6 protein-coding genes are annotated in these 4433 nt (G+C 71.9%); 5 read left to right on the top strand and 1 reads right to left on the bottom strand.

What is annotated here, in order from left to right; translation table 11 throughout:
- Nucleotides 1-23 precede the first annotated feature (23 nt).
- The 4 genes from IH13_RS0130115 to IH13_RS0130135 all read left to right on the top strand — a co-directional run bounded on the left by IH13_RS0130115 (nt 24) and on the right by IH13_RS0130135 (nt 3261).
- A complete protein-coding gene (locus IH13_RS0130115) occupies nt 24-893 on the top strand; it encodes a hypothetical protein (RefSeq protein WP_031089239.1) in 870 nt (289 codons plus the stop codon).
- Between the two features lie 255 nt (nt 894-1148).
- Nucleotides 1149-1721 carry a heme-binding beta-barrel domain-containing protein gene (locus IH13_RS0130125; protein ID WP_031089241.1) on the top strand — a complete coding sequence of 191 codons (573 nt, stop codon included), beginning with the start codon at nt 1149-1151 and terminating at the stop codon, nt 1719-1721.
- A gap of 80 nt (nt 1722-1801) precedes the next feature.
- Nucleotides 1802-2251: a Fur family transcriptional regulator gene (locus IH13_RS0130130; protein ID WP_031089242.1), complete on the top strand. Its 450-nt coding sequence runs from the start codon at nt 1802-1804 to the stop codon at nt 2249-2251.
- A gap of 44 nt (nt 2252-2295) precedes the next feature.
- The gene (locus tag IH13_RS0130135) at nt 2296-3261 is read left to right on the top strand and encodes a CAF17-like 4Fe-4S cluster assembly/insertion protein YgfZ (protein ID WP_031089243.1); all 966 of its coding nucleotides are present in this window, start codon (nt 2296-2298) and stop codon (nt 3259-3261) included.
- Between the two features lie 22 nt (nt 3262-3283).
- On the opposite strand, the gene dtd is transcribed toward IH13_RS0130135, so the two are convergent.
- On the bottom strand, nt 3284-3733 hold the full coding sequence (dtd, locus tag IH13_RS0130140) for a D-aminoacyl-tRNA deacylase (protein WP_031089244.1): 450 nt from the start codon (nt 3731-3733) through the stop codon (nt 3284-3286).
- 115 nt (nt 3734-3848) lie between these two features.
- On the opposite strand from dtd, the gene IH13_RS43000 reads away from it, so the two are divergent.
- Nucleotides 3849-4433 (top strand): RsiG family protein (locus tag IH13_RS43000; protein ID WP_031089246.1); only part of this gene is annotated, 585 nt, incomplete at its 3' end.

Below are 4433 nucleotides of genomic sequence, written 5' to 3' on the forward strand. Positions count from 1 at the left end.
CATCCGTACCGGCGGACGGACCGGTGTCCACCGCCGGGCCCGCGCCCGCGGCCCCGGCCGCACAGGCCGGACAGCCGGAGGAGGCCGTGGAGCCCGGGGAGCCGGCGCAGGCCGCGGGTCCCGTAGCGGTGAAGCCCCCGCGCAGGGTGCTGCGGGCCGTCGCCCGCTGGACCGCCGCCGTGCTGGTGTTCGGCGCGGTGGGGACGGGTACCGCCTTCGGCATCGCCTCCATGGAGCGCACCGACGTGCCGGGGCTGGCCACGGAGGACGACGGGCGCTGGAGCTATCCGGAGCTGATCCTTCCAGCTCTGCCCGAGGGCTCTCCCCGGCCGTTCAACCCGGGCAACACGGCTCAGATCCACCACGCCGACCTGCGGGAGCTGCTGATCCCGGCTCCGAAGGGCGCCACCGTGGACAAGAAGCTCGCGGGCGGCTGGACGACTCCGGAACGGTTCGCGTCCGAGTACGGCGAGGGGAGCCGCGAACGGATCGTCGGGCGGCTCAGGGACTCCGCCCTGCGCCACATCGCGGCCCGCGGGTGGACCATGCCGGACGGCACGGAGTCCCGCGTCTACCTCCTCCGGTTCAATTCGGCGGGCTACGCCGAGGCGTTCCGGGACGACCTGTACATCGGCAGCGGGCCGGGCGAGGCGCTCGAAGGGGAGACGGAGCTCGTCTTCGACGAGGACTGGGAAGGCGCGGGCAAGGTCCCGGACACCGACACCTACGTGTACACGGACGCCGCGAAGGACGGCAGGGAGCACGTCCGCGCCGCCTATGTGCAGGCCGGTGACACCCTGGCGCTGATCGTCCACCGCCAGGAGGGACGGGGGAGCGACCTGGAGGTCCCCTTCCACCAGACCGTCGTCCTGCAGAACCAGCTGCTGGGGTGACGGGGCCCGGGGGGAAACCCCGGACCGCCGTGCCGGGCCCCCACCCATTAGGCTGGGGGCCCGGCCGCGTACTGCTGTCACGTCGTTCGTATCGAGGAGCTCCCGTGCTTGAGGCTTTCTTCTCCGCCCTGCTGGTCCTGGTCTGCGTCGGCGTGCTCGCCTTCGCCGCCCTGACCGTGAAGAAGCTGTACCAGGGCCAGCGCTGACCCTCGCCCGACCTCTTCCGTACACCCTCACAGATCGTCTGAGCCGCTCATGATCGAGATTCCGTCCGACCTGAACCCGGACCTCGTACCCCTGGCCTTCCTCCTCGGGAACTGGGCGGGCGCCGGTGTCTTCGACTTCCCCGGTGCCGAGAAGTGCAACTTCGGCCAGGAAGTCACCTTCAGCCACGACGGCCGCGACTTCCTGGAGTACGTGTCGCACTCCTGGGTGCTGGACGCCGAGGGCAACAAGGTCGAGCCGCTGGAGAGCGAGTCCGGCTACTGGCGCGTCGACAAGGACCGCAAGGTCGAGATCGTCATGGTCCGGGACCAGGGCGTCGTCGAGGTCTGGTACGGCGAGCTGGCGAAGCAGAAGCCGCAGATCGACGTCGCCACCGACGCGGTGGCCCGTACGGCGGCCTCTGGCCCGTACAGCGGCGGCAAGCGGCTCTACGGCTATGTGAACAGCGACCTGATGTGGGTCGGCGAGAAGGCCACCCCCGACGTGGAGCTGCGGCCGTACATGTCGGCGCACCTCAAGAAGGTCGTCACCCCCGAGGAGGTCGCCGCCATGGCGAAGAGCCTCGGTGACATGCCGGACGACGGCATCGCCTTCTTCAAGTAGGCCCCGCCCGGCAGGACCGCCCGGCAGGACCTCCCGGCGGGACCGCCCGGCCGGTGCCGGCGCCGTCCTACACTGGGCGTGTGGTGAGCACCGACTGGAAGACCGACCTCAGGCAGCGCGGTTACCGGCTGACGCCCCAGCGCCAGCTCGTCCTGGAGGCCGTCGACACGCTGGAACACGCGACCCCCGACGACATCCTCGGCGAGGTGCGCAAGACCGCGTCGGGCGTGAACATCTCCACCGTCTACCGGACGCTGGAGCTCCTGGAGGAGCTGGGCCTGGTCAGCCACGCGCACCTGGGGCACGGGGCCCCGACGTACCACCTGGCCGACCGCCACCACCACATCCACCTCGTGTGCCGGGACTGCTCGGACGTCATCGAGGCGGACGTCGACGTGGTCACCGACTTCACCGAGAAGCTGCGCGGAGCGTTCGGCTTCGAGACGGACATGAAGCACTTCGCGATCTTCGGCCGGTGCGCCGACTGCACGGCGAAGGCGGCCGGGTCCGGTTCGTCGGCCACCGCCTGAGGCCACTCGGCGGGCCGCGGCGCCGCGAGTCGTACGCTGGTCGCATGAAGAGCCCCCTGTTGTCCCTGCCCGGCGCCGTCCCCGCCGAGGGGAGCGACGAAGGTGTCGCCGCGCACTACGGCGACCTGTTCCGTGAGCAACGCGCACTCGCCGACGGACGCGGCTTCGTCGACCTGTCGCACCGCGGTGTCGTCACGGTCACCGGCGAGGACCGGCTGACCTGGTTGCACCTGCTGCTCACCCAGCACGTCAGCGACCTCTCGCCCGGCCGGGCCACCGAGGCGCTGATCCTCTCCGCCAACGGGCACATCGAGCACGCCCTCTACCTGGTCGACGACGGCACGACGGTGTGGGCGCACGTCGAGCCCGGGACCGAGGGCGAGCTGATCGCGTACCTGGAGTCGATGAAGTTCTTCTACCGGGCCGAGGTCGCCGACCGCACCGCGGACATCGCCGTCGTCCACCTGCCGGCCGGTTCGATCGCCGAGGTGCCGGACGGCGTGACCGTACGGGAGACCCCGCACGGCCGCGACCTCTTCCTGCCCCGGGCCGGCCTGGAGGACTTCGCCGCCGCGCACGGTCCGGCCGCCGGGATCCTGGCGTACGAGGCGCTGCGCGTCGAGGCGCACCGCCCGCGGCTCGGTTTCGAGACCGACCACCGCACCATCCCGCACGAGCTGGGCTGGATCGGAACGGCCGTGCACCTCCAGAAGGGGTGCTACCGGGGGCAGGAGACCGTCGCCCGCGTCCACAACCTGGGGAAGCCGCCGCGCCGGCTGGTCTTCCTGCACCTGGACGGCAGCGAGGTGCACCTGCCCGGCCACGGGACGCCGGTGCGGCTCGCCGCCGACGGGGCCGAGGGGCGGCAGCTCGGCTTCGTCACCACGTCCGCCCGCCACCACGAGCTGGGCCCCATCGCCCTGGCCCTGGTGAAGCGGAACGTGGCCGTGGACGCGGAGCTGATCGCCGGGGACACGGCGGCGGCCCAGGAGACGGTCGTCGAGCCGTAGTACGGGTGCCTGCGGGCGGCCCTCAGATCTCGACCAGGACGGTGAACGGGCCGTGGTTGGTGAGCGTGACCCTCATGTCCGCCCCGAACCGGCCCGTCTCCACCCGCGCGCCGAGCGCCCGCAGCTGCGCCACCACCTCGTCGACCAGGGGTTCGGCGACCTCACCGGGGGCCGCCGCGTTCCAGGTGGGCCTGCGGCCCTTCCTGGCGTCCCCGTAGAGAGTGAACTGCGAAATAACCAAAAGCGGTGCATTCACATCCGAGCAGGACTTCTCGCCCTCCAGAATCCGGAGGGTCCAGAGCTTGCGCGCGAGTTGGGCCGCCTTCTCCGGGGTGTCCCCGTGAGCGACTCCGACCAGCACACACAGCCCCTCGCCGACGATCTCGCCGACCGTTCCGGAGGATGAGGGGTCGTCCGCGCCGCCCCCGACGACGACGCTCGCGCCGTCCACTCTCTGTATCACCGCACGCATACAGACCAACCTATCTTGGGCTGAACGGGTACAGAGCACCTGCGTGCACACCCTCCGTAGTGGCACCATGCACGGTGTCGGTGTGCCGACGCACCGGCCGAGGGGACGGAACAGCATGAGTACACAGGGAACCGGGTCATCTCCCGGCGCCGTACCGGTGACACGTACTGCCGGTACCTTGCGGCCACCCGTACAGCGGACGGGCGCCGCGCCCGGACCGGACCAGCTGCCCGAGTCCGTGCCGCTGTCCGCGCAGGCCTCCGGGCCGCTGCACGTGCCCGGGCAGGCCCCGGGCGGCTGTGGTACGGGCGAGGGGGCGGCGCGCGGACACGCGGAGTTCGGCGGGCTGCGGCTCCCGGACCTGCGGACCCGGCGCCGGACGGCCCAGCGCGACGAGGCGGACCTCAGCTACGTCCGCCGGCTGGTCCAGGGCCGCATCGACATCCTGCGGGCGGAGCTCGCCCGCCGTGCGGGCCACCGGGCGCCGGTGGTGGACCGGCTCTCGGAGATCCTCGCCGACTCCCCGCCCGTGCACCGGTCCTCGGCCCGGCACGTCACCCTCACCACGCCGCGCAGCGACGAGTACCGGCGGCTGGCCGCGGACACCCTCGCCGAGGTCGAGCTCTCCGACCTGGGGGCGCGCACCGACGACGAACTGCTGGCGGCGATGGGGCGGCTCGTCCGCTACGAGCAGCAGGTG

This window comes from Streptomyces sp. NRRL WC-3549 (assembly GCF_000721935.1).
GTDB lineage: Bacteria > Actinomycetota > Actinomycetes > Streptomycetales > Streptomycetaceae > Streptomyces.